Source organism: Streptomyces sp. NBC_00271 (assembly GCF_036178845.1).
Taxonomy (GTDB): Bacteria; Actinomycetota; Actinomycetes; order Streptomycetales; family Streptomycetaceae; genus Streptomyces.
This window is the reverse complement of sequence record NZ_CP108070.1, coordinates 4,007,104-4,033,474: the sequence shown is the minus strand read 5'-3', so window position 1 is coordinate 4,033,474 and position 26,371 is coordinate 4,007,104. Positions and strand designations below refer to the sequence as shown.

The window sequence follows — 26,371 nt, the reverse complement described above, 5'->3', positions numbered from 1 at the left end:
CAGGTCTGCTTCAGATGGTCCGCGCGGCCCTGCGGTACGAGACCACAGCGTACGAACCGAAGGCCAGTAGCCAAGCCGTGAGAACCGCCACCGCACCGAGCGCCGGTGCGGCGCCGTCGGCGACGGACGCGCCGAGCTGGGCGATGCGGTTCGTGGGCGTGAAGCCGGACAGGGACCGGAGCCAGCCCGGGAAGAGCGTCAGCGGGAACCACAGACCGCCGACCACCGAGAGCCCCAGGTTGCACACCATGTTCGCGACACCGGTCGTCTGCGCGGTGAGCCGGTAGCCGTTGCCGAGGCCGAGCAGGGTGAAGGGTGTCGAGCCGAGCCACAGCAGCACCGCGACCGCGGCCCACTGCCAGACCTCCAGCCGTACGCCGTTGACCAGGCCGCCCGCCGCCAGCACCGCGGCGATCGCGGGCAGCACGGTCACCGAGCCGGTCAGCGTCCGCCCGAGCACCACCTCGCGCGGGGTCATCGGGGTCACCCGCAGCTGGCGCAGCCAGCCGATCCCCTTGTCCTCGGCGACACCGCCGCCGGTGTTCAGGGCCGAGCCCACCGCCCCGTACGCGGCCATGCCGATCATCGAACCGGTCTTCCAGCCGCCGTCACTGGCGTCACCGAGGTTGGTGAACAAGAGGTACATCATCACGGGCATCGCGATGCCGCCGATGACGAAGCCGGCGTCGCGCAGCGTCCGGCGCACTTCGAGGCGCAGATAGTCCAGCATCACACCGTCTCCAGAACATGCGAGGTGAGCGCCAAGAACGCGTCGTCCAGGGACGCGGGGACGACCTCCAGGCCGCGGATCGCGCCGAGCTCGGCCAGCGCGAGCACCGTCGCGTCCGAGTCGTCCGTGCGCAGCAGGGCCCGGTCCCCGCGCACCTCCACCGACACCACACCGGGCAGCAGGGTCAGCCCCTCGGTGCCCCGGCCCGCGAGGTCGAAGGAGACCAGGTTGCCGCCCACCGCCCGCTTGAGCTGCTCGCCGGTCCCGTCGGCGACGAGCCGGCCGTGGTCGATGACGAGGATCCGGTCGGCGTGCGCGTCGGCCTCCTCCAGGTAGTGCGTGGAGAACAGGACGGTGTGGCCACGCCGCGCATAGGACCGCATCGAGTCCCAGAACGCGCGCCGCGCCTCCACGTCCAGCGTGGCGGTCGGCTCGTCGAGCACGATCAGGTCGGGGTTCCCGGCGAGCGCCATCGCGAACCGCACCCGCTGCGCCTGCCCGCCGGAGAGCCGGTCGACGCGTCGCCCCGCCAGATCCGCGATCCCCGCGAGCTCCAGCGCGTCGGCGACCGGGAGCGGCGCGGGATAGCGGCCCGCGACGAAGGAGACCAGCTCACGGACGGTCGCGCGGGGCACCGGCCGGGTCTCCTGAAGCATCGCGCCGACCCGCCCGGCGTGCACCGCCGCCTCCGGGGGGCCGCCGAAGAGCGCGACCGTCCCCTCGTCCGGCTCGTTCAGGCCGAGCAGCAGGGAGATCGTGGTCGACTTCCCCGCGCCGTTGCGCCCCAGCAGCGCCACCGTCTCGCCGCGGCCGATCTCCAGATCCACCCCGTCCACGGCGCGCACCGTGCCGAACGCCTTGACCGCCCCCGTGAAGGACACGGCACGCTCCGTCCCACCTGTCTGTGTCATGTCTGAGACGGTACGAATCCGCGGCCCTCGCCCGGCAGATGCGCTTGTACGGACTCCGGCAGGACAAATGTCACGGCCGGGCGAACGGACCGTTGACCTGACAGGGCGTCAGGAGCCTTCACAACTGCCGAGTGCTGGGCTATACAAGGGTCGCCGGACTGGAACGCGTTCTAGATCGGCCAGTGTCGACCTCGGTGCGGCCGACGGTGCGGACGGCCGCACCGAGGTCTTTCGCGCTACTGATCAGGAGCCCCATGCCCATCGACGCCGCCAAGGCCCTCGCCGCCGAACCCCGCAGCGGTGAGATCACCTGGGACCGCAAGGACGTCCAGCTCTACCACCTCGGCCTCGGAGCGGGCGTCCCGGCGACGGATCCCGACGAGCTGCGCTACACCCTCGAATCGAAGCTGCACGTCCTGCCGAGCTTCGCCACCGTCGCGGGCGCCGGTTCCCCCGGGGTGATCAGCGGCCTGTCCATGCCCGGCGTCGACGTCGACCTCGCCCGCGTCCTGCACGGCGGCCAGACCATCGAAGTGCACCGCCCGATCCCCATCGAGGGCAAGGCCCTGGCCACCGGGCGGATCGCCGCCGTGTACGACAAGGGCAAGGCGGCCGTCCTGGTCATGCGCACCGAGGTCGCCGACGCCGAGGGACCGTTGTGGACGAACGACGCCCAGATCTTCGTACGAGGAGAGGGCGGCTGGGGCGGCGACCGCGGCCCCTCCACCCGCCTCGAGGAGTTCGCCGGTGCGCCGGACCGGACCGTCGAGCGCCCGATCCGCGAGGAGCAGGCGCTGCTCTACCGCCTCTCCGGCGACTGGAACCCGCTGCACGCCGACCCCGAGTTCGCCAAGCTCGCCGGGTTCGACCGGCCGATCCTGCACGGGCTGTGCACGTACGGGATGACCCTCAAGGCGGTCGTCGACACGCTGCTCGGCGGGGACGTGGCGCGCGTCCGCTCGTACACCACGCGCTTCGCCGGGGTCGTGTATCCGGGGGAGACCCTGCGCATCCGTATGTGGCGGCAGGAAGGCAGCGTCCGGGTGGCCGTGAGCGCCCTCGAGCGGGACGACGCGCCGGTCCTCGCCGACACCGTCGTCACGCACTCCTGAGCTCAGCCCGTCAGTGATCAGCCCGTTGTCGAGGGGAGCCGCACCATGCGCGCAGCCGTACAGCACGAGATAGGCCAGGACAAGCTGGAAGTCCTCGACGACATCGAGGCGGTGGGCTTCGGGCCGGGCAAGGTGCGGATCCGGGTACGGGCCACCGGCCTGTGCCACTCCGACCTGTCCGCGATGAGCGGCGTACTGCCGCAGCCCGCGCCGTTCGTACCCGGCCACGAAGGCGCCGGGGAGATCGTCGAGGTCGGCGAGGGCGTCACCCACCTCAAGCCCGGCGACCGGGTCGTCGTCTGCTGGCTGCCCGCCTGCGGCGTCTGTCCCGCCTGCAAGCGCGGCCAGAGCCAGCTGTGCCTGGCCGGGTTCATGAACGCCGGCACGCCCAACTTCAGGCGCCCCGGCCAAGACGTCTTCGGCTTCGCCGGGACCGGCACCTTCACCGAGGAGGTCGTGGTCGACGCGGGCTGCGCCGTGCCGATCCCGGACGACGTGCCCTTCGACATCGCGGCCCTCATCGGCTGCGGAGTGACGACCGGCCTCGGCGCCGCCCTCAACACCGCGGACGTGGCGGCCGGTTCCTCGGTCGCCGTGATCGGCTGCGGGGGCGTCGGCATCTCCGCGATCCAGGGCGCGCGCCTCAAGGGCGCCGCCGAGATCGTCGCCGTCGACCCGGTCGCCTCGCGCCGGGAGGCCGCGCTGCGGTTCGGCGCGACGAAGGCGGTCTCGCCCGACGAACTCCCGGGCGCGAAGCAGTCGGTGACCGGCGGCGAGGGCTTCGACTACGTCTTCGAGGTCGTCGGCCGCTCCGCCACCGCCCGCACCGCCTACGAGAACACCCGCCGCGGCGGCACCCTCGTCATCGTCGGCGCGGGCGCCATGGACGACTTCCTGCAGCTCAACATGTTCGAGCTGTTCTTCGACGAGAAGCGGATCCTGCCGTCCATGTACGGCGGCGGAGACGTCCTGCGGTCGTACGAGCGGACGGTCGCCCTGTGGCGCGCGGGCCGCATCGACCTGGAGAGCCTGATCACCCACCGGGTGCCGCTGTCAGGGATCAACGAGGCGCTGGACCGGATGCGGACGGGAACCGCGCTGCGTACGTGCATCGAGATCTGACCCTCACGGCTGCTGCCACCTGACCCCCACGATTGCCCCCACGACCGCCTCCACGACTGCTGAGGACTTCGATGTCACTGCCACTTGAAGGGCTCGCCGCGATCGTCACCGGCGCGGGGCGTGGGCTCGGCCGGACCGAAGCGCTGGAACTGGCCCGCCTGGGTGCCGCCGTCGTCGTCAACGACTACGGGCAGCCCGGGCGGGACGGCTCCGGCGCGGCCTCGGCCACCCCCGCCGAGGAGGTCGCCGCCGAGATCCGCGCCGCGGGCGGCCACGCCCTCGCCCACACCGGGGACGTCTCCGACCACGAACGGGCCCGTGAGCTGGTCGACCTGGCGATCGGCGAGTTCGGGAAGCTGGACATCCTCGTCAACAACGCGGGCATCCTGCGCGACCGGATGGTCTTCTCGATGTCGGAGGACGAGTGGGACTCCGTCATCCGCGTGCATCTGAAGGGGCACTTCAACACCACCCACTTCGCGTCCGTGCACTGGCGGGCGCGGTCCAAGGCGGCGGACGGGCCGGTGTACGGGCGGATCGTGAACACCTCCTCGGAGGCGTTCCTCGCGGGCTCGGCGGGACAGCCCAACTACGCGGCGGCCAAGGGCGGCATCGTCGGACTGACGACCTCGACCGCGCTGGCGCTCGCGAAGTACGGCGTCACGGCCAACGTCATCTGCCCGCGCGCCCGGACCCGGATGACCGAGGACGTGTTCCACGGGTTCGAGGTCCCCGACCAGGGCCTCGATCCCCTCGCCCCCGAGCATGTCGCGCCCCTCGTCGGCTACTTGGCCTCACCCGCCGCCGCGCACGTCAACGGACAGCTGCTCGTCGTGCACGGCGGGATGGTCGCGGTCGTCGATAGGCCGCGGGTGGCCGCCAAGTTCGACACCAAGCAGGACGCCTTCACCTACGACGAACTCGAGGCACTGCTCGGCCCGTACTACGCGCAGCGGCCACCGGGGGAGACGTTCGCGGCGGCGGAGGTACTGGGACTCAAGCACACCTAGCTCGCCCGACAGGGGCGGGTGTGCCGGCTGGGGCAGGGAGCGCCACACGGAACGGCCCCGCTCGCGCCGAGCGCGAGCGGGGCCGTATCGCTGGTTCCGCTTACCGTCAGGCCGATGTGTTCTGCTGGTCGGACGGCTTGCGGTGGCGGCCGTGGGGGGTCGCCTCGTCGTCCCGGCCGGAGACCGGGCCACGGTGCTTGCCGTGGCCTTCGTCCTGGACCGTCGCCTCGTGGGCGTCGGTGGCCGGCGGTTCCATGGTGCTGGTTTCGCTCATGTGGAAGTGTTCACCCCGTCAACAAGATCCTTCTTTGCAGCCGGAGGATTGTAACCGGTCGCTCACGCGGGAACGGGGGCGGGGGACCTGTTCTCGCCCCCGGACCCCCCTTCGGCCCGGAAGACCTCGTCCTCGGGCGCAGGACGGACGGAAAGGGGCCGCCTTCTCACGGGGGACTGCCCGCCCAGCGGTGCCTGTTGGAGGGGGACCGGGCGCGCCGTGGGCCGTTCCGGCGGAGGGGGTGCCTCCGCCGTCACCGCGACGGCGGGCGCCGTCACCTTCGTCACCCCGCACGGCACCGACCCCGTCGCGTACGGCAGTTGGAGGACCCCCTCCCTGGTCCACAGGCCCGCGCCCGCCAACCAGCCCTCCGGGGCCGCGAGATGGTGGACCTGGCGTTCGACCGGTCGCCACACGCCCACCCAACTGCCGGCCGGTCCGTCGATGCGCAGGGCCACCGCGCAGCGCTCCGGCGTCAGTACCTGCCCCGGCTGGATCGCGAACGGCGTCACCGCGCAGTCGGTGGCCTGCAGACAGTCGGGGAAGCGGATCGGCAGGGTGCTGCCGAGGACGCCCCAGCCGAGGCGGTCGAGGCCCGGGGACGGCGCGTCGGAGCGGATCAGCAGCAGTCCGCTGTCGGCGTCCGCGAGCAGCAGCCGGTCGTCGCTGTCCTCGGCGATCTGCAGCAGTGGCGTTACTTCACCGCCGCGCCCCAGGTCGACGACCACCGTCTTGGTGCGGCCGTCCAGGCGGCGGTCCAGGGCCAGCAGGCGCCCCGCGCCGTCCAGCCAGGCCCCGCCCGAACAGCGGCCCGGCACCTCGGCCAGGTGCTCCGGCCCGAACGCGCCGCCCGCCACCAGCCACACCGCCGTGGAGTCACGGCCCGTGGCGAGGGCGTACGCATGCTCCCCGTCCGGCGCGGGCGGCAGCAGCCACAGCCGGGCGTCCTCGTCGTGGCACTCCACCGCGCCGAGGAGCAGCTCCCCGGTGCCTGGCTCGGTCGGGTACAGCAGCGAGAACGTGTGCCGCCCGTCCGCGACGCGGTGGATCAGCACCCGCCCGTCGGACATCGGCAGCACCTCGGTGCCGGGCTCCTCCGGCTGGTGGGAGGGCAGCGGTACGGCGTAGGGCTCGGGGCCGTCCAGCGTCCAGCGCTCCGGGAACCAGCACTCGCCGTCGAGGGCGAGGCGGGCCGCGTAGGTTCCGTCCGCGGCGATCACACAGGTGGGGCGGGCGATCACATCCATGGGGCAGGCGGTCGCATCCGCGGGGTGGGCGGTCGTATCCGTGGGGCGAGTGGCCCGCTCGTCCCCGGGTTCCGCCGCAGGCTCGGTGGCACAGGCCGTCATCGTTCGGTCACCTCCGGCGACGAAGCTAGTTTTCGCACGCACAGACGTGGGACCGGCGGGCGGGCGCTTCACACATAAGGGTGGCCGTGCCGCGATTCGCCTGAGGGAACGTGGACGCGTGTGCTGAACGGTGCGGGGAGAAGGGGGTGGGGCCCCGATCACCGAGGGCCGCCCGCCGCCGGGACCCCTGGTCGCGCACCCCGGGACCGGCCCGAGACCGGTGGGGCACCGGCCCGAGCCAGGTAGCCTTTCCCCGTGCCCCGTCTGTCTGAAGTCATCGCCGCGCTCGACACCCTCTGGCCCCCCGAGAGGGCCGAGGGATGGGACGCGGTCGGCACCGTGTGCGGCGAGCCGGACCAGGAGATCACCCGCGTCCTGTTCGCCGTCGATCCCGTTCGGGAAATCGTCGACGAAGCGGTGAAGCTGGGCGCGAACCTGCTGGTCACCCACCATCCGCTCTATCTGCGTGGGACGACGACGGTCGCGGCCGACACCTTCAAGGGCCGGGTCGTGCACACCCTCATCAAGAACGACATCGCGCTGCACGTCGCCCACACCAACGCCGACCGCGCCGACCCGGGAGTCAGCGACGCCCTCGCCGGGGCACTCGACCTGCGGGTCGTACGGCCGCTCGTGCCGGACCCCACCGACCCCGAGGGCCGCCGCGGCCTCGGCCGCGTCTGTGAGCTGGACCACCCGCTGACCGTCCGTGAACTCGCCGCGCGCGCCGCCGGGCGACTGCCCGCCACCGCGCAGGGCATCCGCGTCGCCGGCGACCCCGAGGCGGTCGTACGGACCGTCGCGGTCAGCGGCGGCTCCGGCGACAGCCTCTTCGACGACGTGCGCGCCGCCGGCGTCGACGCCTTCCTCACCGCGGACCTGCGCCACCACCCGGCGTCGGAGGCCCGCGCCCACAGTCCTCTCGCGCTGCTCGACGCGGCGCACTGGGCCACCGAGTGGCCCTGGTGCGAGCTGGCCGCCGCCCAGCTCGACGAGATCTCCGACCGCAAGGGATGGGGCCTGCGGGTCCACGTCTCCAAGACGGTCACCGACCCCTGGACCGCCCACGCGGCGTCCACCGAAACACCTAACGCAATGGGAGCCCCCAACTGAACGCCGCGCCTGCCGACCAGATCCGACTTCTCGACGTCCAGGCCCTCGACGTACGCCTGCAGCAGCTCGCGCACAAGCGGAGGTCCCTTCCCGAGCACGCCGAGATCGAGTCGCTGAACAAGGACCTCACGCAGCTGCGCGACCTGCTCGTCGCCGCGCAGACCGAGGAGAGCGACTGCGCCCGCGAGCAGACCAAGGCCGAGCAGGACGTGGACCAGGTGCGCCAGCGCGCCACCCGCGACCAGCAGCGCCTGGACTCCGGTGCCGTCACCTCCCCCAAGGACCTGGAGAACCTCCAGCGCGAGATCACCTCCCTCGCCAAGCGGCAGGGCGACCTGGAGGACGTCGTCCTCGAGGTCATGGAGCGTCGCGAGTCCGCGCAGGAGCGGGTCGCCGAGCTGACCGAGCGGACCTCCTCCGTGCAGTCGAAGATCGACGACGCGACCGGCCGCCGGGACGCCGCCTTCGAGTCCTTCGACGGCGAGACCGCCTCGGTGACGAAGGAGCGCGAGGTCGTCTCGGCCTCCGTCCCCGCCGACCTGCTGAAGCTCTACGACAAGCTGCGCCAGCAGCAGGGCGGCGTCGGCGCCGCGCGGCTCTACCAGCGCCGTTGCGAGGGCTGCCGTCTGGAGCTCAACATCACCGAGGTCAACGACGTGAAGGCGGCCTCCCCGGACACCGTGCTGCGCTGCGAGAACTGCCGCCGCATCCTGGTGCGTACGTCCGAGTCCGGTCTGTAAGGGGCGCGGGGCGTGCGGGAGTTCATCGTCGAGGCCGACGGCGGTTCCCGGGGCAACCCGGGACCCGCGGGGTACGGCGCCGTGGTCATCGACGCGGCCACCGGGGAGACACTGGCGGAGCGTGCCGAGTACATCGGCATCGCCACCAACAACGTCGCCGAGTACCGGGGCCTGGTGGCGGGCCTGCGCGCCGCCCACGAACTGGACCCGGCCGCGCGCGTCCGGGTCCGGATGGACTCCAAGCTCGTCGTCGAGCAGTTGTCCGGCCGCTGGAAGATCAAGCACCCGGACATGAAGCCCCTGGCCGCGGAGGCGGCCCGCATCTTCCCGCCCGACCGGATCACCTACGAGTGGATGCCGCGCGAACAGAACAAGCACGCGGACCGACTGGCCAACGAGGCGATGGACGCCGGGCGGCGCGGCGAACCGTGGTCCCCGTCGGCGCCCCGTGAGGGGCGCGGGGAACTGCGCGACCAGCCCCCACAGACCCGCACTCGGACGACTCCCGGTGGCGAAGCCGCGAAGGCCGACGCCGACGCACGGGCCGCGCACAACGTGGCCACCCCGGCGCCGTCGACCGGCTGGGGCGCGGCCCCCGACATGGGCGCCCCCACCACCTTCGTGCTCCTGCGCCACGGCGAGACCCTCCTCACCCCCCAGAAGCGTTTCTCCGGCAGCGGCGGCACCGACCCGTCGCTCTCGGACGTGGGCCGGGAGCAGGCCGAGCGCGTCGCCGCCGCGCTGGCCGCACGCGGCACCGTCCAGGCGATCGTGGCGTCGCCACTCACCCGTACCCGCCAGACCGCCGCCGCCGTCGCCGCCCGCCTGGGACTGGAGGTCGCCATCGAGGACGGCCTGCGCGAGACGGACTTCGGCGCCTGGGAAGGCCTCACTTTCGCCGAGGTGCAGGAGCGGTACCCCGAGGACCTGAAGACCTGGCTCGCCTCCCCGAAGGCGGAACCGACCGGCGGCGGCGAGAGCTTCGCGGCGACCGCCCGCCGTATCGCGACCACCCGCGACAAGCTCATCGCCTCCTACGCGGGCCGCACCGTCCTCCTCGTCAGCCATGTCACCCCGATCAAGAGCCTCGTACGGCTCGCGATCGGTGCCCCGCCGGAGTCCCTGTACCGGATGGAGCTGTCCGCGGCCTCCCTGTCGGCGGTGGCCTACTACGCGGACGGCAACGCCAGCCTGCGCCTCTTCAACGACACCTCTCACCTGCGCTGAGCGCCCTGGACCCGGAGGTCACCTGCGCTGAGCGCCCTGGGCCCGGAGGTCACCCGCGCCGAGCGCCCTGGGCCCGGAGGTCACCCGCGCCGAGCGGCCCGGGCCCGCAGGATCTCGGCGGTCTCCCGGTCCGCCGGTAGGAACGCCTCCAGGTGGAGCTCGGCGAGCGTCACGTCGACCGCGGTCGCGAACGACGTCAGCGTGGTGAGCAGTCTCAACTCGCCCTCCGGGCACCGCAGTCGCAGCGGCACGGCGAAGCCGAGATAGTCGGCGCCGGGCTCACTCGCCGGTACGTAGTCCGCCAACTCCTCGGCCAGGGAGGCGAGTCGGGGATCGGGGCTGCGCACGGCACGGGCCCGCAGGTTCTCCACGATGTGCTGCCCCCACGCGTCCAGGTTCACCACCCTCGAGCCCATCCCGCGCGGATGCAGCGCGAGCCGCAGCACATTGACGGGCGGCGCGAGCAGCGCGGGGTCCGCGCCCTCGGTGAGCACGTCGAACGCCTCGTTCGCCGCCACGAGTTCACCCCGCGGCCCCGCCACCACCGCCGGATACGGCAGATGCCCTTCGAGAATGCTGTCCAACGCCTCCCGTACGGGCTTCAACGCGACCGCGTCGAGCGGTGACTCCGCGAACGCGGGCGCGTAACCGGCCGCCAGCAGCAGCGAGTTGCGCTCCCGCAGCGTCAGGCCGAGCGACTCGGCGAGCCGGATCACGATCTCCCTGCCGGGCACCGACCGCCCGCGCTCGATGAAACTGACGTACCGCTGGGTCGTCCCCGCCCGCGAGGCGAGCTCCAGCTGACTGACCCGGCGCGCGGTGCGCCAGCGCAGCAGCTCCCGGGCGAAGGGTGGGGGTTCGGTCACCGAGGCGGCCGTGCTGATGGTCATGGCTCAGTTGTACGTCACGGGTACGACAGTCCGGCCATACCTCACGGGGAATTGAGCGGCGTACCCCGTCCGAGCAGCATGGACGCATCCACGGAGCACACCCCAGGGAGCCGACATGCGCGCCTACCACCTCGAAACGCCCGGCACCGTCGACGGCATCGCCCCGCGCGAGACGGACCGCCCCGAGCCAGGCCCCCGCGACATCCTCGTCCGCGTCCGCGCCGTCTCCCTCAACAAGCGCGATCTGCTGATCCTGAACGGTACCTATCCGCTGAAGGCCGTGCCGGACGTGATCCCGCTGAGTGACGGAGCGGGCGAAGTCGTCGCGGTGGGCGCGGAGGTGACCCGGTTCGCGGTCGGGGACCGGGTGGCGAGCACGTACTTCCCGAAGTGGATCGACGGCAGGATCACGCCCGCGCTGATCGACCAGCCCGGCGCCACCCTGCCCGGCATGCTCACCGAGTACGCGCGCCTCGACGAGGACGCGGCGGTGCGGGTGCCCGACCACCTCGGCTGGGAGGAGGCCGCCTGCCTGCCCTGCGCGGGCGTCACGGCCTGGCACGCGCTGACGGGCGGTGAGGCGTTGGTCCCCGGCGAGACGGTGCTGACACTCGGCACGGGCGCGCTCTCGCTGTTCGCCGTGCAGTTCGCGAAGATGCTGGGCGCCGAGGTCGTCGCCACGACATCGAGCCCGGAGAAGGCCGAGCGACTCAAGGCCCTGGGCGCCGACCACGTCGTGCGGTACGCCGACCACCCCGCGTGGGGACAGACGGTCCGCGACCTCACGGGCGGGCGCGGCGTGGACCTCGTCGTCGAGACCGTGGGCCCGGAGACGATCGAGCAGTCGGTCCGCGCCTCGGCGCTCTACGGCAGGATCGTCCTGGTCAGTGCCAACAGCCCGCGCAAGGCCTCGCTGGAGATCACGACGGACGCGCTCGCGTCGAGTCTGGTGACGATGCGGCGGCTCTTCGTCGGCAGCCGGACCCACTTCGAGTCCATGAACCGAGCCCTCGCCCTGCACGGCACCCGCCCGGTCATCGACCGGGTCTTCGGCTTCGACGAGGTCCACGAGGCGTTCCGCCACTACGAGTCCGGCGTGGCCTTCGGCAAGGTCGTCATCCGCGTGGCCTGAGCGCGGCCGCCTCGCGCGCCAGGCTCTCCACACGCGCCCAGTCCTTCGCGGCGATCGCGTCCTCGGGAAGCATCCATGTCCCGCCCACGCAGCCGACGTTGGGGAGGGCGAGGTAGTCCGGCGCGTAGGTGGGGCCGATACCGCCCGTCGGGCAGAACCTGGCCTGCGGCAGCGGTCCGGCGAGCGACCTGAGGTACGCCGTGCCGCCCGCAGCCTGCGCCGGGAAGAACTTCATCTCCCGCACCCCGCGCTCCAGCAGCGCCACCACCTCCGAGGTCGTGGACACCCCCGGCAGGAACGGCACCCCGGACGCCTTCATGGCATCGAGCAGTACGTCGGTCCAGCCGGGACTGACCAGGAACCGGGCGCCCGCGGCCACGCACTCCGTCACCTGCGCCGACGTGATGACGGTGCCCGCGCCGACCACCGCGCCCGGCACCCCGTCCGCGATCGCCCGGATGGCGTCGAGCGCGCACGGCGTCCGCAGGGTCACCTCTATCGCGGGCAGCCCACCCGCGACGAGTGCCGTGGCCAGGGGTACGGCGTCCGCGATCTCGTTCACCACGACGACGGGAACCACGGGGGCGAGATCCAGCACGGAGACGGCGGGAACCGAGGGCAGCGGTGAGCTCATGGGCTCATCGTGCCCTCGCCGTGCAGCATGCGCAAAGAGCGTTGCGTATGTTGCAACGGCATCTCTGGTGCGCCTCTAGCGCACTTCTAATGCACCTCGTTCACCAGCACATCCAGCGCCCAGGCCGTCCCCGCCCGCGCGGGCGCCTGCACCTCCACCTCGTACCCCAGGTCCCGCAAGGTCTCCACCAGCTCCGCCGGATCGGCGGGCGCGGCGCCCGCCGCCAGCAGACTCCGTACGATCCGCCCCTTCGTCGCCTTGTTGAAGTGGCTGACCACCTTCCGGGTGGGCGCGTGCAGGACCCGGACCGTCGCCGTCCGCCCGGCCACCTCGCCCTTCGGCTTCCACGCACCCGTGTATGCCGAGGACCGCAGGTCGAGCACCAGCCCGTCGCCGGCCGCCTCGGGGAGCGCGGCGGCCATCGGCGTACGCCAGTGCGCGCCCAGCGCTCCGAGCCCCGGCAGCCTCACCCCCATCGAGCAGCGGTACGACGGGATCCGGTCCGTCACCCGGACCGCGCCCCACAGCCCGGAGAAGACCAGCAGCGAGCGGCCCGCGCGCCGCTTGGCCGCCGTGTCCAGCGAGGCCAGGTCCAGGGCGTCGTACAGCACCCCCGTGTAGATCTCCCCGGCCGGGCGCGCGCCCGCGCTGCGCAGCTGCGTGTTCTTGGCGATCTCGCCGCGCAGGCCCTCGCTCAGTCCGAGCACCTCGCGGGCCTTCTCCTCGTCGCCGGCGCACAGCTCGGCCAGCTCGTCGAGGACCGCCCGACGCGCCTCGGTGAGCCCGGGCAGGGACAGCGACTCCAGCTTCAGCGCGGTTCCCCGGCCGGAGGGTGCCTTGCCCTCGGAAGGCGGCAGCAGCACGAGCACGGTGGTGTTCTCCTAACGGTGGGTGTGGCCCGGCGCCAGCCTAAGGGGTGCGGTCGGGGTGCCCGCCGCGTGCGCGCGACCTACGCTCGACGCATGCCGTGCCGCCACATCCGCGCCACCTGCGTACCGGGGGCTCCTCTGCAGGCCGCCCTGTCCGCCCTGCGGACCGGTCTCGGTGTGCCCGGGAGCTTCCCGCCCGGCGTACTGGAGGAGGCCGCCCGGCCACCCCGCCTGCCCCCCTACGACGCGACGGACATCCCCTTCCTCACCATCGACCCGCCGACGTCCACCGACCTCGATCAGGCGATGCACCTGTCCCGCCGAGAGAACGGCCGCGGCTACCGCGTCCGGTACGCGATCGCCGACGTCGCCGCCTTCGTCGCTCCCGGGGGCGCCCTGGACGCCGAGGCACACCGCCGCGTGACGACCCTCTACTTCCCGGACGAGAAGGTCCCCCTCCATCCGACCCGGCTCTCCGAAGGCACCGCGAGCCTCCTGCCCGACCAGACCCGCCCGGCCGTGCTCTGGACGATCGACCTGGACGCGGACGGCCGCACGGAGGGTGTCGGCGTGCGCCGGGCCCTCGTCCGCAGCCGCGCCAAGCTCGACTACGCGCACGTACAGAAGTGGATCGACGAGGGCACGGCGGAGGAGCCGCTCGCCCTCCTCAAGGAGATCGGGACGCTGCGCGAGCGTCTGGAGGTGGAGCGCGGCGGGATCTCCCTCAACGTCCCCGAGCAGGAGATCATCGAGAAGGACGGGACGTACGAACTCGTCTACCGCGCCCCGCTCCCCGCCGACGCCTGGAACGCGCAGATCTCCCTGCTCACCGGGATGGCGGCGGCCGACCTGATGCTCGCGTACGGCACCGGCGTGCTGCGCACGCTGCCCGCCGCCCCCGACGGCGCGGTCGGCCGCCTTCGCCGCACGGCCAGGGCCCTGCACATCGACTGGCCGCACCACGTCTCGTACGCGCGGCTCGTCCGCTCCCTCGACCCCCACCTGCCGCGCCACGCGGCCTTCCTCCAGGAGTGCACGACGCTGCTGCGCGGCGCGGGCTACACGGTGTTCCGGGGCGGCGCCCTCCCGGACGTCACCTCGCACGCCGCCGTGGCCGCGCCCTACGCCCACTGCACGGCCCCCCTGCGCCGTCTCGTCGACCGCTACGCCTCGGAACTCTGCCTGGCCGCCGCCGCGGACGAACCACCCCCCGACTGGGTCCTCACCGCCCTCGACACGCTCCCCAAGGAGATGGCCGAGGGCTCCCGACGCGCGGGCACCGTGGAACGCGAGTGCGTCGACATCGTCGAGGCCGCGCTCCTCAAGGACCGGGTCGGGGACATCTTCGACGGATGTGTCGTGGACGTGATGGAGCGTCAACCCACCGTCGGAACCGTCCAGTTGGAATCCCCCGCGGTCGTCGCCCGCATCGAGGGCGGCACCGGGACGCTGCCGCTGGGGGAGCGGTTGCGGGTCCGCCTCACCCAGGCCGACCTGGTGACGGCGAAGGTACGGTTCGCGCCCGCGTGAGGGCCCGCGCGAGTTCGTCGGGGTCGTCCGCGTGCAGCCGTACGAGACGGATGTGACGTTCCCGGCCCAGGAAGGTGAAGTGCGGTACAGGGGTTGCCAGTTCGAGGGTCACGTCGGTCTGGGCGCCCACGGCGAGGTTCAGTTCGCCCTCGGCGCGCTCGTGCGTGGTGCGCAGCTCGCGGCGCACCACCGCGATGTCCGCCAGGGGTATCCGCAGATCCACGTGCGCGCGGTTGCGGACGCGCACGTGCGTGGAGTCGAGGATGTGCGGCCGCGTCACACAGGCCGCGTGCACGCCGACGACCATCAGCACGGTGTAGACGTCGAGGACGAGAACGACCGCGTGGACGGCCGGCCATCCGCGCAGCAGCACCGCCATCCCGGCCGTCTCGACGACGCACACGAAGGCGAGCCCCCACATCATGGCGCCCTGGCCCCGCGCGTAACCGAAGGGGCGGCCGTCGCCCGTGCCGTGCGTCCGCCGGGTCACCCACAGCGACAGGCTCGCGAACAGGCGCAGTTCATGCCGTACGAGGGCGCGCGCGATCCTCATCGCCCACGCTCCGTGAACATCCGCATCGCCCGCCGGATCGCCTCCGCCTGGGCCGGGGCGACGTCGGCGTAGAGGGCGCGCAGAAAGCTGTCGTCGAGGCCGGGCGCGAGGTCGGTCTCCGGGAGCAGGGAATCGGGCAGGCAGTCGGCGAGTGCCCGGGCCGCCTCGTCCACGCGCGGGTCGTCGGCGTCGGCGTCGTCGAGGTCGGCGTCGGCGAGCGCGTCGAGGAGCGCGTACACCTCGTGCGCCCGTGCCACGGCGGCGGGCGTCTCGAAGGCGCTGCCCAGCGCCGCCATCAGCCGCTGCCGGCTCTCGGGCGAGGCCACGGTGTCGATCAGAGCGAGCACCTCGCGGTCCCTGGCGGCCATGGGGGACTCGGGACCGTGCGCCATCCCCGTGAGCAGCGCGGCCAGTTCGGGAGAGACGGGGCCCTCGGCGGGCAGGTCCCCCTCCCGGTCCAGCAGGGCGCGCAGCCGGTCCCGCCGCTCCCGGATCGCCGCCTCCTGCCGGGCGAGATCGGCGTCGAGCTCCTCGAGCACCTCGGCGAGATCGCGCCCCGCGTCGTCCGCGAGCACGTCCCGCACCTCGGTGAGCCCCAGTCCCAGCTCGGTCAGCCGCCGGATCCGGGCGAGCACGACGGCGTGCCGCAGCGTGTAGTCCCGGTAGCCGTTGGGGCGCCGCTCGGGCTCCGGCAACAGCCCGAGATGGTGGTAATGCCGTACCGTCCGCGTGGTGACACCGACGGTGACGGCGAGTTCTCCGATCCTCATGCCCTCAGTAGAAACGTTGACGTTGCGGCAAGGTCAAGCGAGGAGGTCCTCGGCGGCATGAAAACGCGGGCCGCCGGCGTTGCACCCCTGACGAGACGACCGGGGAGGCGGCCATGGGGGCACGACGTGAAGAGGCTCACTGGACCCGGGCCACTCTCGGCCATGACGGTCCGCCCCTCGACCTGCTGACCGCACACTTCGACCAGCACCGCTACGCACCGCACGCCCACGACGAGTTCACCATCGGAGTCTGCGTCGGCGGCTCCGAGATCATCGACTACCGGGGCGGCCGCATCCGCACCGGCCCCGGCTCGATCGTCGTCCTGGCCCCGGGCGAGATGCACACCGGCGGCCCCGCCGCTTGCGACGGCTACGCCTACCGGGCCCTGTACGCCGAGCCTTCCCTGCTCACCGAGGGAATCCTGGGCAGCCCCCCGCACTTCCGGGACCCCGTCCTCGACGACCCCGAACTGGCCGCCGCCCTGCGCACCGCCCACACGGACCTGAGCGCCTGCCCCGACCCCCTGGAGGCCGAGTCCCGCCTCCCCTGGCTGCTGGCCGCCCTCGCCCGTCGCCACTCCACGGCCCGCCCGGCGTGCGACACGGTCCCGGGAGCGGCCCACATAGCCCACGCCGTACGCGACCGCCTCGCCGACGAACTCCAGGCACCCCCGTCACTCGCCTCCCTCGCCACCGACCTGGGCCTCTCCCGCTACCAGCTCCTGCGCGCCTTCCGTACGACGATGGGCATACCGCCGTACGCCTGGCTGGCCCAGTACCGGGTGAACCGGGCCCGCGCCCTGCTGGAGAGCGGCCTGCGCCCCGCCGAGGTCGCCCCGCTCGTCGGCTTCGCGGACCAGGCGCACCTGACGCGCTGGTTCCGCAGGGTGCTCGGGGTGACACCGGCGGCGTACCGGACGAGCGTGTCGCCGACGGCGTAGCGCAACAGCGTTCAAGACACCTGACCCCGCGGCAGCCGAAACTCCCCCCATGACTGCACGCGGCTGGTTCCTGTTCTCCCTGATGGGAGTGGTCTGGGGCATCCCCTACCTGATGATCAAAGTGGCGGTGGACGGTGTGTCCCCGTCGACGGTGGTGTTCACGCGCTGCGCGGTGGGCGCGGCGTTGCTGCTCCCCTTCGCGATCCGCCAAGGGGGCCTTACTCGGACGGTACGAACGTACTGGCGTCCGATGCTGGCCTTCGCGTGCATCGAGATAATGATCCCTTGGTGGACCCTCACGGACGCCGAGCGCCACCTGTCCAGCTCCACGGCGGGCCTGCTGATCGCGGGCGTACCGATCGTGGGTGTGGCCTCGGCCCGCCTCTTCGGCGACACGGAACGCCTGGGCGCCCGCCGCGTGGCGGGCCTGGCCCTCGGCCTGTCCGGCGTCGCGGTCCTCACCGTCCCGCACCTGACCGGCGGCGACGCCCGCTCACTCGCCGAGGTACTGCTGACGGTGATCGGCTACGCGACCGCCCCCGTCATAGTCGCCCGCCACCTCAAGAACGTCCCCTCGCTCCACCTCACGGCCGCCTGCCTGACCCTGGCAGCCCTGGTCTACGCCCCCGCGGCAGCCGCCACCCGCCCCTCCGGGCTCCCTTCCCCGCAGATCCTGGCCGCCCTCGCCGGCCTCGGCGTCATCTGCACCGCGGTCGCCTTCGTGGCCTTCCTGGAACTGATCAAGGAGGCGGGCCCGACACGGGCGACGGTGATCACGTACGTCAACCCGGCGGTCGCCGTCGCCGCGGGCGCCGCCTTCCTGGACGAGAGCCTGACCCCCGGCGTCCTCGCCGCGTTCGCTCTCATCCTGGCCGGCTCTGTGCTCGCCACGGCTGGCCCGAGGCGCACCCCACGCCCGGTACCATGGTCCACACGGCAGACGAGCCGGGCGGACGGCCGCGTGGAGGTCCTTGTGGACCTTCCCGAGGAACGTCCGGGCTCCACAGGGCAAGGTGGTGGCTAACGGCCACCCGGGGTGACCCGCGGGACAGTGCCACAGAAAACAGACCGCCGGGGACCTCGGTCCTCGGTAAGGGTGAAACGGTGGTGTAAGAGACCACCAGCGCCTGAGGTGACTCAGGCGGCTAGGTAAACCCCACCTGGAGCAAGGTCAAAAGGAAACACCTCGGTGTTTCTGCGCGGACGATCGAGGGCTGCCCGCCCGAGTCCGCGGGTAGACCGCACGAGGCCGGTGGCAACACCGGCCCTAGATGGATGGCCGTCTCCCCGGCCGCCGCGAGGCGCCCGGGCGACAGAACCCGGCGTACAGCCCGACTCGTCTGCTGTCTTTATTTTCGCACTGGAGGGGCAGTCCGGAGTCTCACCGATCCCGGAACGGTTCAGGGACCCTGTCGGTCTCGCGCACAGCGATGGCCGGATCTGACCCGGAGTAGTCCGGCAGGCGCGCATCCAGGAGTTGCGGCCGAGTGCCGGGAGCGATGCGTGGATGTCAGCCCGTCCCACGACCAGCACACCAGTCGGAATACATGAACTAGTGGGCCAGGAAGGGGAGTTCGTTCGTAGGATGTGCCGCGAATGATCCTCGCCCCGGTTGAAGGACGTACACGAATCATGAGCGACCCTGTGACGACGCCCGAGCCGGCGGAGCAGCAGAAGATCGACACGTCGGTGCCGCACTCCGCCCGTATCTGGAACTACTGGCTGGGCGGCAAGGACAACTACCCCGTCGACGAGGCGGCCGGTGACGCGTACACCGAGGTCTTTCCCGGGATCGTCACCATCGCCCGCTCCAGCCGCGCCTTCCTGCGTCGCAACATCGCGTATCTCGTCTCCGAGGCGGGTATCCGGCAGTTCCTGGACGTCGGCACCGGCCTTCCGACCGCGCAGAACACCCACGAGGTCGCCCAGGGGCTCGCTCCCGAGGCGCGGATCGTCTACGTCGACAACGATCCGATGGTGCTCGCCCACGCCCGCGCCCTGCTGTACTCCACCGAGGAGGGCGCGACCGCCTACATCGACGCCAACGTGACGGACCCGGACCGCATTCTTGAAGTCGCCGCCAAGACGCTGGACTTCGGTCGTCCTACCGCGCTCATCCTCAGCAACATCCTGGGCCATGTCGCCGACTACGATCAGGCCCGTTCCATCGTCACCCGGCTGATGGAAGCCCTGCCCTCGGGGAGTTACCTCTCCATCAATGACGGGTCGCGCGGCATCGACCCGGTCTTCGAGCAGGCCCAGGACGCCTACAACAACAGCGGCGCCGTTCCGTACAACCTGCGTTCCATTGATGAGATCACCGCGTTCTTCGACGGTCTGGAGCTTGTCGAGCCCGGTGTCGTCTCGGTGACGGAGTGGCGTCCGGAGCCCGGTTCGGACGTCCCGGAGGTCATCGCCGAGCACGGTGGACTTGCGCGTAAGCCGTAACGACAGGAGTGGCGCGGCGGTCAGGCCGACGGTAACGGGGCGGCCTTGCCGGAGGCGTCAGGCTGCGGTGCACGCGGAAAGCGCTGTGGTCTCGCGGGGCAGTTGGTGCTGGAAGGGCCCCTGCGCCGCAATGGGCTACTCCACTGTGCACAACCTTCCGGAAGGCCGCCGGTCTGAACAGACACACACCTACGCGAGCTACCGGGGGGTAGTCATGCGACGGATAGGTACTGCACTGGCCGCGATGATGCTGGCGGGCGGCGGTCTGTTGGCCGGCACGGTTCCGGCGGTGGCCGCGCCGACGGCCGTGGACTGCGCCGTGACGTGGGGGAGCCTGGACAAGACCGGTGACTCCGTTGCCTCCAGGCGACTGGTCGACGTGAGGGCCGGACAGCACGAGTGCTTCGACCGTCTGGTCTTCGACGCCCAGGGGACGGCGGCCGACCCGATCGGCTACACGGTCCGCTACGTCGACGTACTGCACCAGGACCCGAGCGACGTCGTGGTTCCGATCAAGGGCGGAGCCATTCTGGAGATCTCGCTGTTCTCCCCGCGCTACGACCCGGCGACCGGACAGCCCTACCCGCCGCTTCCGTCCGTCAACGTCACCGGGTACCGGACCTTCCGGGAGTTCAAGTTCACAGGTGGCTCCGAGGGCTACACCCAGGCCGGACTGGGCGTGCGCGCCCGGCTGCCGTTCCGGGTCTTCCAGACGGCCAACCATCTCGTAGTGGACGTGGCGCACACCTGGTGATCCCGTACGGCCGGGGGTACGCCCGCCTCTTGTCGAGCGGTACGTCGAATGCGTCGATGCCCGCGCCTACGCCGACCAGGCCGGGCAGGCGGTGTCCGCGATCGGGGCCTTCCAGCCCCCGGAAGGGGCAGATGTCAGAGCGCGTCGACCCCGCTCACCCTCCAGCCGTCGGACGTAAGGGCCACCGTCATCCGCACCCGGTTCAGGTCCACGCGGGAGCCCGAGACCTGGGTGCTCGTGGTCACCTGGTTGACGAAGAGGAGGACCACGGCCCGGTCGGCCGAGGCCGAGATCACGGAGGCCGCCGGGGAGCCGCCGGTGGGCTGCGCCACCGTGGCCTTCACCACCCCGTGGTACTTCCTGGCCGTCGGCCCGACCACCGTCGTGGTGGTCTTCCGGTACTCGTCGCGGAAGTGCCCGGTGAGCCGGGCGCGGGCCGCGGCGAAGTCGCGGTCCAGGTGCCTGTAGTCGTACGACAGCACGACTGGCGCCGCCTGGCGTGCGGCCGCGAGTGCCTGACCGCGTGCCTGTTCGGCCCGCACGCCCTCCCGGTAGCGCCACCCGAGCACGGTGGCCGCGATCAGGCCCGCCAGGAGCAGGACACACAGGGCGGCGGTGAGCAGCCGCCGCCGACCGTGCCGCGTAGCCGTACCGGGGCCGGGCTCGCCCTCCTCCTGCGGTGAGTCCTCCTCGAAGCACTCCGGTGAGGGCTCGGGCGGGTCGTTCCAGCCGTCCTCATCGGGGGCCTCGATGAGCACGGTGCGGCCGGCGGTCGGTGCTTCGGGCCGTCCCGGGGCCACCTCGTCGGTGGACGCCGGGTCCGGTTCGAGGTGGCCGCGCTCCGCGCGCTTGGCCGCCGCGCGGGCGGCCGCGGTCATGGTGTGCCGGGTGCCGGATCCGGATCCGGAGCCGCGGCTTCGGGTGGTCGTCTTCGCCACGGTCTTACTCCTCATGTCCTCATGGGTCGTATGGCGGGGAGGGAGCGGTCAGCCGACGAACTCGACGTCGGAGGTCAGCCAGCGGCCGTTTCGGTGCACCAGGTCGAGCTGTAGGCGGTAGGTGCGCGACTCACCCTTGGGGGCGGCGGTGTTGGTCACCTTGCTGTCGGCGACCACCAGGACGCGGGCCGAGTGCTCGTCGGAGCGGACGATGCCCGCGTCGAGGATCTGGCCCTCGGACACGGACTCGTTCGCGGCGACGAGCTTGGTCAGCTGCTCGGTCTGCGCGGCGAACTGCTTCTTGAAGTCGCCGGTGGCGCCCTGGAGGACGTTCGCGCTGTCCCTGTCGTAGTGCCGGTAGTCGAGCGAGGTGAAGTTCAGCGCCGACTGGCGGGCCGCGGTCAGGATGTCCTGGCGCCGCTGCGCCCTGTCGTGCTGGTCGTAGAGCCCAAGGCTCAGCCAGATCGTCAGCGCCGTCGTGAGGACGGTCGCCACGGCGAGCCCCACCGACCACGTCCTGCCCGACCACGCCCTGCCCGACCCCGACCCCGACACGGCCACGCTCATGGTCCTGTTCATGGTCCCGCTCATGCCATCGGCTCGACTAGCAGCCATTGCCACGACTCCCTTCCGAACACCGCCTGTTGGCCGCCCGTCGAGCCGATCTCGACGGGCCTTCCGTCCGGGCCGGTCGCGGTGCCGGTCTCCGGGTCGTAAGGCGTGATGTACGGCGTCACGTACGCCGTTTGGTTCGCGCCGCCGGACGTGGTCGACGCGCCGGGGGCGTTCTGCGCGCCCCGTACCGACGTCTTGCTTCCGCGCGGGGCCGTGCAGCGCGCGTCGGTGTTCGCCTCGCGCGTGCTGGTGTCCGAGGGGTCGCGCCGCGTTGTCCCGTATCCCTGGGTGCACGGCGGCGGGTCGTCGGCGTTCACCACCAGGCCGAAGTGGGTGGTGCCGTCGCCCGGGACGACCGTGTAGCTGCCCGCGACCAGTGCCGGGAAGGTGACCAGGGACTGTTCCACGCCGGGCAGGTTGGCCAGCGTGACCTGGCCGCCGCTGATCAGATTGGCCAGCAGGACCGACAGTCGCGGTGAGATGTTCTTCAGCAGCGAGTTCACCTGCTGCGCGGCCGGTGTCGCGTTGCCGATCAGCTTGCGCAGGTCTCCGTCGCTCGACTTCAGCTGTGCCGTGAGAGCCGCCAGGTCGTGGGCGAACGACTTGATGGACGAGCCCTGGTCGGACTGCGTCTTGAGCACCTTTCGCGAGTCATCGATCAGCGAGATCGTCTGGGGGAGTGACTCGGAGGCCGACTCCACGAGCGCGTTGCCCGAGTCCACCAGTCGGCTCAGATTCGGGCCGGTGCCCGAGAAGGCCTTGCCCAACTCGTCCACGGTGACCCGTAGATCGTCCTTGCCGACCGAGTTCACCAGCCGGTCCAGGCTCAGGACCAGGTCCGTCGTGGGCAGCGGCACGCGGGTGCTGCCGCGCGGGATGGCGCTGCCGTCGAGGAGGTACGGGCCATGCGAAGTACGTGGCTGTAGATCTACGTACTGCTCGCCCACCGCCGAACGGTTCGCCACCACGGCGAGGGTGTCCGCCGGGATGCGTGGCGCGCCGTCCTTGATGTCGAGAGCGACCGAGACGCCGTCGGAGCCGGTCAGCCGCAGCGCGCCGACGCGACCCACCGGCACACCGCGGTAGGTGACCTCGGCGCCGGGGAAGATGCCCCCGGAGTCGGCGAAGTCCGCTTGCACGGTGTAGCCGCGGCCCAGGACGTCGTCCACCAGGCCCGTGTACTCGGCGCCGACGTACGACACCCCGACGGCGGTGATGGTGGCGAAGGCGAGCAACTGGGCCTTGACCGTACGGGTGATCACGGCTGAACCCCCTTCAGCATCAGCTCCGCGAGCGCGAGGTTTATCCCCTCGGGCAGCCCGCCTTGGGTGGTGTAGCTACTGGTGCACACCGGCGGGCACAGCGGCCCGCCCCCGCCCGACGGGCCCGACGGCACCGAGGGGGACGACGGCAGGCTCGGTGCGCTCGGCAGCGCCGTGGGCGTCGGCACGCTCGGCAGATCGGGGAGACCGGGGAGATCGGGGAGATCCGGTACGTCGGGAGTGCCGGGCTTCTGGGAATCGCCCTTGCCCCGGCCGGAGTTGCCGTCCGTCAGGTTTCCGTAGAGGTCCGACAGATCGAGGTCGGCCGTGATGTCGAGGTTGACGTAGTCCCCCTTGACGGCGTCCACCGCGTTGCGCGGGAACGGGTAAGTGGTCAGCAGTTCAAGGGAGTTGGGCAGATCGTCGCCCGCCTTGTTCAGCTGCTGCAGGATCGGCCGCAGCTGTTCGAGGTTCGCGACCGTGTCGTCGTGCGAGGCGTTGACCACCTTGGTGCCCGTCTTGCCCAGCTTCGACAGGGCGGTGAGCATCCTCGTCAGATCGCGCCGCTGGTCGGCCAGGACCTTCAGGGCAGGTGGCATCGTGTCCACGGCCTGGGCGATCGTCTTCTTCTCTTTGCCGAGCCGCCCCGCGAGCCGGTCTACGGCCTCGAGGGCGTGGACGATGTCCTTCCGCTGGTCGTCCAGGCCGCCGATGAAGGTGTTCAGCTCCTTGAGCAGCGATCTGACCCGGTTCTCCCGGCCGTCCAGGGCCTTGTTCAGTTCCACGGTGATCGTCTTGAGCTGGGCCACCCCGCCGCCGTTGAGGAGCGCGGAGAGCGCGGAGAGCACCTCCTCGATCTCCGGGTTGCGGCCGCTGCGGGACAGCGGGACGCGGTCGCCGTCGCCGAGCCGGCCCGTGGGGGCCGTGCCGGTCGGGGCGGAGAGCGCGACGTACTTCTCGCCGAGCATGCTGGTCTGCCGCAGCTCGGCGACCGCGTTGGCGGGCAGCTTCACCGAGTCGGCGACCCGCAGCCGTACGCGCGCGTGCCAGCCGTCCAGTTCGACCTTCTCGACCGCGCCCACGGTGACGTTGTTGACCTTCACCGCCGACTGCGGCACCAGGTCGAGGACGTCGCGGAACTCGACGGTGACGTGGTATGCGTGGCCGTCGGCGGCGGCTCCGCCGGGCAGCTGGACGTCGTACCAGCCGTTGAACTCGCAGCCGGACAGCAGCAGCGAGCCGACCGCGGCCCACGCGACCGCCCCGACCTTGCGCAGTGCGCTCATGCGCTCGCCCCCAGAATTCCGCCGAGCGTCCGGTCGACCGTTCCCGTCACCGCGGAGCCCTGAGGCACCTTCGGCAGGGAGTCGAAGAGGTCTTTGAGCTCCTTGCAGTCGGGGTTCTTGCCGCCTTCGTCGCCGGTCGTCCTCAGTACGGAGCACAGCAGCGAGGCCGGATCCTGTGCCTGCTGCGCGTTGTTGCGGGTGTCGAGGGTGCCCGAGGACGGGTTGTAGGCGTCGTTCAGGTTCGACAGACCCGTGGGAGCGACCTGCAACAGCTCGGCCAGCGCGGCCCGTTGGGTGACGAGCACCTTGGTCACCTTGCTGAGGCCCTGCACGTTCGAGGTCAGCGACTTCTTGTTCTTCTTCACGAAGGCGGACACGTCGCCGAGCGCCGTCCCCAGGTTCTTGAGTGCGTCCGCGAGGTCCTTGCGCTCGCCCGCGAGCTGTCCTGCGACCTCGGCGAGGCTGGTGTTGAAGGACCGCACGCTCTTGTCGTCGGCGGCCAGCGCAGCCGTGAACACCTGCAGGTTCCGTACCGTGCCGAACAGGTCCGTGCGGCCGTCGGACAGCGTGGTGACGGCCTTCGAGAGGTCCTCGACCGTCTGGTTGAGGTTCTCGCCCTGGCCGTCGAGGTTGTCCGCGCTCACCCCGAGCAGCCGCGACAGCGAGCCGTCCTTGTTGGCGCCCTGGGGACCGAGCGCGTCGGCCGTCGTGTGCAGGCTGTCGAAGACGCGGTCCAGTTCGACCGGTACGGCCGTCCGCGTCTCGGGGATGACGGCGCCGTTCCGCAGTACCGGGCCCGTTCGGTACACCGGCAGCAGTTGTACGTAACGGTCGCTGACCACCGAGGAGTTGATGACGGCGGCCTTGGCGTCCGCCGGCACCTTGCGGCCTTCGTCGTACTTCAGCTCCACCCGCACCCGGTCGCCCTCCGGCGTGATCTTCTCGACCTCGCCGATCCGGACGCCGAGGACGCGGACGTCCGAGCCGGGGTAGATGCCGACGGTGCGCGGGAAGTACGCGGTGACGTGCACGGACTCGGAGCGCGGCCACAGCACGTAGGTGAGCGCGGCGACGAGGGCGAGTGCGGTGACCACGGCCACGCGCTTCTTCAGGTTCTTCACCGGGTGCCTCCCGTGCGCGGCACCACTGGAGCGGCGACCAGGTTCTGGACGTAGCTGTCGAACCAGCGGCCGTTGCCGAGGGCGTTGCTGAAGACCCGGACGTAGGGCGCGAGCAGCTTGACGCTCCGGTCGAGGCTGGATTGGTTCCGTTCGAGCATCCGCACCACGGTGTTCAGGCCCTTGAGCGCGGGCCCGATCTCCTTGTCGTTGTCCTCGACCAGGCCGGAGAGCTCGATGCCGAGCGCGGCGGAGGTCTTCAGCAGTTTGTGGATCGCCTCGCGCCGCTTGCTGATCTCCTTGAACAGCTGATCGCCGTCCTTGACCAGCGCGGCGAAGTCCTCGGAGTGCTCGGCCAGTACGCCCGTGACACCGTTCGCGTGGTCGAGGAGTTCGCCCAGCGCCTTGTCGCGCGAGGCGACCGTACGGGAGATCTTCGACAGGCCCTTGATGGATGCCCGTACCTCGGCGGGCGAGTCCTGGAACGTGGTGGAGATGGTGTCCAGGGCCTTCGCCAACTGGTCGGTGTCGACCTTCTCCGTCGTGGTGGTGAGGTCGCTGAACGCCTGCACGACGTCGTACGCCGGAACCGTCCTCTTCAGCGGTATCTCGCTGCCGGGCTTCAGCTGTCCCGGTCCCTTGGGATGCAGCGCGAGGTACTTCGCGCCGAGGATCGTCTTGACCCGGATCGAGGCACCGGTCTCGGTGCCGAACCCCGGATCGCCCTTGATCTTGAAGGTGACCTTGACGTGGTCACCGTCCAGATCGACGTCCTCGACCTTGCCGACCTTGACGCCGGCGATCCGCACCTCGTCGCCGGGCTTGAGGCCGCCCGCTTCCGAGAAGGCCGCGCTGTACGTCTCGCCGCCGCCGATCAGCGGCAGGCTGTCGGCGTTGAACGCGGCCACGGTCAGCAGCGCGAGGAAGGTGAGACCGACGGCTCCGATCACCACGGGGTTTCGCTCACGGAACGGGGTGAGGCGCGGGCGGCGTATCCGTATGCGGGGCAGCTTGGGCGGGTCGATGCGGACTTTCACCAGGGG

Annotated in this window: 26 protein-coding genes, 1 other RNA gene and 1 pseudogene; 13 read left to right on the top strand and 15 right to left on the bottom strand. The window is 71.5% G+C overall.

Annotated features, from left to right (window positions below):
- Positions 1-10: 10 nt before the first annotated feature.
- Positions 11-730 (bottom strand): ABC transporter permease, encoded by a 720-nt coding sequence (locus tag OG798_RS18755; protein WP_097226087.1) that lies wholly within the window; start codon positions 728-730, stop codon positions 11-13.
- Complete coding sequence (locus tag OG798_RS18750) at positions 730-1,641, bottom strand: ABC transporter ATP-binding protein (RefSeq protein WP_328757344.1); 912 nt, start codon at positions 1,639-1,641, stop codon at positions 730-732. Before OG798_RS18750 ends, OG798_RS18755 begins: the two co-directional genes overlap by 1 nt.
- A 254-nt stretch (positions 1,642-1,895) precedes the next feature.
- On the opposite strand from OG798_RS18750, the gene OG798_RS18745 reads away from it, so the two are divergent.
- From OG798_RS18745 to OG798_RS18735, 3 genes are all read left to right on the top strand, one after another.
- Complete coding sequence (locus OG798_RS18745; protein WP_267061607.1) at positions 1,896-2,753, top strand: MaoC/PaaZ C-terminal domain-containing protein; 858 nt, start codon at positions 1,896-1,898, stop codon at positions 2,751-2,753.
- A 45-nt stretch (positions 2,754-2,798) separates the two neighbouring features.
- A complete protein-coding gene (locus tag OG798_RS18740; protein WP_328757343.1) occupies positions 2,799-3,875 on the top strand; it encodes a Zn-dependent alcohol dehydrogenase in 1,077 nt (358 codons plus the stop codon).
- A 71-nt stretch (positions 3,876-3,946) separates the two neighbouring features.
- Entirely contained in the window at positions 3,947-4,885 is a 939-nt protein-coding gene (locus OG798_RS18735; protein WP_328757342.1) for a 3-oxoacyl-ACP reductase, read from the top strand.
- A gap of 106 nt (positions 4,886-4,991) precedes the next feature.
- On the opposite strand, the gene OG798_RS18730 is transcribed toward OG798_RS18735, so the two are convergent.
- Both OG798_RS18730 and OG798_RS18725 read right to left on the bottom strand, forming a co-directional pair.
- Positions 4,992-5,159 carry a hypothetical protein gene (locus OG798_RS18730; protein ID WP_165854109.1) on the bottom strand — a complete coding sequence of 56 codons (168 nt, stop codon included), beginning with the start codon at positions 5,157-5,159 and terminating at the stop codon, positions 4,992-4,994.
- 62 nt (positions 5,160-5,221) lie between these two features.
- Entirely contained in the window at positions 5,222-6,508 is a 1,287-nt protein-coding gene (locus tag OG798_RS18725; RefSeq protein WP_257016858.1) for a hypothetical protein, read from the bottom strand.
- Positions 6,509-6,763: 255 nt separating this feature from the next.
- On the opposite strand from OG798_RS18725, the gene OG798_RS18720 reads away from it, so the two are divergent.
- The 3 genes from OG798_RS18720 to OG798_RS18710 are packed head-to-tail and all read left to right on the top strand — an operon-like array spanning position 6,764 to position 9,588.
- Positions 6,764-7,621 carry a Nif3-like dinuclear metal center hexameric protein gene (locus tag OG798_RS18720; RefSeq protein WP_060899938.1) on the top strand — a complete coding sequence of 286 codons (858 nt, stop codon included), beginning with the start codon at positions 6,764-6,766 and terminating at the stop codon, positions 7,619-7,621.
- Positions 7,618-8,361 carry a zinc ribbon domain-containing protein gene (locus OG798_RS18715; RefSeq protein ID WP_121416303.1) on the top strand — a complete coding sequence of 248 codons (744 nt, stop codon included), beginning with the start codon at positions 7,618-7,620 and terminating at the stop codon, positions 8,359-8,361. Before OG798_RS18720 ends, OG798_RS18715 begins: the two co-directional genes overlap by 4 nt.
- Before the next feature lie 12 nt (positions 8,362-8,373).
- Positions 8,374-9,588 (top strand): bifunctional RNase H/acid phosphatase, encoded by a 1,215-nt coding sequence (locus OG798_RS18710; RefSeq protein ID WP_097226093.1) that lies wholly within the window; start codon positions 8,374-8,376, stop codon positions 9,586-9,588.
- A gap of 80 nt (positions 9,589-9,668) precedes the next feature.
- Here the strand turns inward: OG798_RS18710 and OG798_RS18705 are convergent, their stop codons facing one another.
- Positions 9,669-10,478: a helix-turn-helix domain-containing protein gene (locus tag OG798_RS18705; RefSeq protein ID WP_328757341.1), complete on the bottom strand. Its 810-nt coding sequence runs from the start codon at positions 10,476-10,478 to the stop codon at positions 9,669-9,671.
- A 115-nt stretch (positions 10,479-10,593) separates the two neighbouring features.
- Here OG798_RS18705 and OG798_RS18700 point away from each other — a divergent pair, with 115 nt between their 5' ends.
- Complete coding sequence (locus OG798_RS18700; RefSeq protein ID WP_267061603.1) at positions 10,594-11,610, top strand: zinc-dependent alcohol dehydrogenase family protein; 1,017 nt, start codon at positions 10,594-10,596, stop codon at positions 11,608-11,610.
- On the opposite strand, the gene eda is transcribed toward OG798_RS18700, so the two are convergent.
- Together eda and yaaA are read right to left on the bottom strand one after the other, a co-directional pair.
- Positions 11,594-12,244, bottom strand: coding sequence for a bifunctional 4-hydroxy-2-oxoglutarate aldolase/2-dehydro-3-deoxy-phosphogluconate aldolase (gene eda / locus OG798_RS18695; RefSeq protein ID WP_095854973.1), 651 nt, complete (start codon positions 12,242-12,244; stop codon positions 11,594-11,596). The two genes, OG798_RS18700 and eda, sit on opposite strands and share 17 nt — an antisense overlap.
- A gap of 86 nt (positions 12,245-12,330) precedes the next feature.
- Positions 12,331-13,113 (bottom strand): peroxide stress protein YaaA, encoded by a 783-nt coding sequence (yaaA, locus tag OG798_RS18690; protein ID WP_121416307.1) that lies wholly within the window; start codon positions 13,111-13,113, stop codon positions 12,331-12,333.
- Positions 13,114-13,206: 93 nt separating this feature from the next.
- Here yaaA and OG798_RS18685 point away from each other — a divergent pair, with 93 nt between their 5' ends.
- On the top strand, positions 13,207-14,643 hold the full coding sequence (locus OG798_RS18685) for an RNB domain-containing ribonuclease (RefSeq protein ID WP_095854975.1): 1,437 nt from the start codon (positions 13,207-13,209) through the stop codon (positions 14,641-14,643).
- Here OG798_RS18685 and OG798_RS18680 read toward each other — a convergent pair.
- The gene (locus OG798_RS18680; RefSeq protein ID WP_328757340.1) at positions 14,594-15,196 is read right to left on the bottom strand and encodes a hypothetical protein; all 603 of its coding nucleotides are present in this window, start codon (positions 15,194-15,196) and stop codon (positions 14,594-14,596) included. The two genes, OG798_RS18685 and OG798_RS18680, sit on opposite strands and share 50 nt — an antisense overlap.
- Positions 15,193-15,966 carry a MerR family transcriptional regulator gene (locus OG798_RS18675; RefSeq protein ID WP_095854977.1) on the bottom strand — a complete coding sequence of 258 codons (774 nt, stop codon included), beginning with the start codon at positions 15,964-15,966 and terminating at the stop codon, positions 15,193-15,195. The genes OG798_RS18680 and OG798_RS18675 overlap by 4 nt, the downstream gene beginning before the upstream one ends.
- 113 nt (positions 15,967-16,079) lie before the next feature.
- Between OG798_RS18675 and OG798_RS18670 the strand changes: the two genes are divergently transcribed.
- From OG798_RS18670 to OG798_RS18655, 5 genes and pseudogenes are all read left to right on the top strand, one after another.
- On the top strand, positions 16,080-16,907 hold the full coding sequence (locus OG798_RS18670; RefSeq protein WP_267061600.1) for an AraC family transcriptional regulator: 828 nt from the start codon (positions 16,080-16,082) through the stop codon (positions 16,905-16,907).
- A gap of 49 nt (positions 16,908-16,956) precedes the next feature.
- Positions 16,957-17,784, top strand: a pseudogene (locus OG798_RS56570) (DMT family transporter); the annotation flags it as partial.
- 64 nt (positions 17,785-17,848) lie between these two features.
- An RNA gene (gene rnpB, locus OG798_RS18665) (RNase P RNA component class A) lies at positions 17,849-18,250 on the top strand.
- 289 nt (positions 18,251-18,539) lie between these two features.
- On the top strand, positions 18,540-19,355 hold the full coding sequence (locus OG798_RS18660) for an SAM-dependent methyltransferase (protein ID WP_328757339.1): 816 nt from the start codon (positions 18,540-18,542) through the stop codon (positions 19,353-19,355).
- 214 nt (positions 19,356-19,569) lie between these two features.
- Positions 19,570-20,109 carry an AMIN-like domain-containing (lipo)protein gene (locus OG798_RS18655; RefSeq protein ID WP_328757338.1) on the top strand — a complete coding sequence of 180 codons (540 nt, stop codon included), beginning with the start codon at positions 19,570-19,572 and terminating at the stop codon, positions 20,107-20,109.
- Positions 20,110-20,243: 134 nt separating this feature from the next.
- On the opposite strand, the gene OG798_RS18650 is transcribed toward OG798_RS18655, so the two are convergent.
- Genes OG798_RS18650 through OG798_RS18625 form a run of 6 tightly spaced genes read right to left on the bottom strand, consistent with a single transcriptional unit; the run spans position 20,244 to position 26,365 of the window.
- Positions 20,244-21,047, bottom strand: a complete 804-nt coding sequence (locus tag OG798_RS18650; protein ID WP_413253645.1) for a hypothetical protein — start codon at positions 21,045-21,047, stop codon at positions 20,244-20,246.
- A 48-nt stretch (positions 21,048-21,095) separates the two neighbouring features.
- Positions 21,096-21,614 carry a hypothetical protein gene (locus OG798_RS18645; protein WP_267063814.1) on the bottom strand — a complete coding sequence of 173 codons (519 nt, stop codon included), beginning with the start codon at positions 21,612-21,614 and terminating at the stop codon, positions 21,096-21,098.
- Between the two features lie 20 nt (positions 21,615-21,634).
- A complete protein-coding gene (locus OG798_RS18640; RefSeq protein WP_328757337.1) occupies positions 21,635-22,924 on the bottom strand; it encodes an MlaD family protein in 1,290 nt (429 codons plus the stop codon).
- Positions 22,921-24,210 (bottom strand): MCE family protein, encoded by a 1,290-nt coding sequence (locus OG798_RS18635; protein ID WP_328757336.1) that lies wholly within the window; start codon positions 24,208-24,210, stop codon positions 22,921-22,923. Before OG798_RS18635 ends, OG798_RS18640 begins: the two co-directional genes overlap by 4 nt.
- Positions 24,207-25,331: an MCE family protein gene (locus tag OG798_RS18630; RefSeq protein WP_328757335.1), complete on the bottom strand. Its 1,125-nt coding sequence runs from the start codon at positions 25,329-25,331 to the stop codon at positions 24,207-24,209. Before OG798_RS18630 ends, OG798_RS18635 begins: the two co-directional genes overlap by 4 nt.
- On the bottom strand, positions 25,328-26,365 hold the full coding sequence (locus OG798_RS18625) for an MCE family protein (RefSeq protein ID WP_443054188.1): 1,038 nt from the start codon (positions 26,363-26,365) through the stop codon (positions 25,328-25,330). The genes OG798_RS18630 and OG798_RS18625 overlap by 4 nt, the downstream gene beginning before the upstream one ends.
- Between the last annotated feature and the right edge of the window lie 6 nt (positions 26,366-26,371).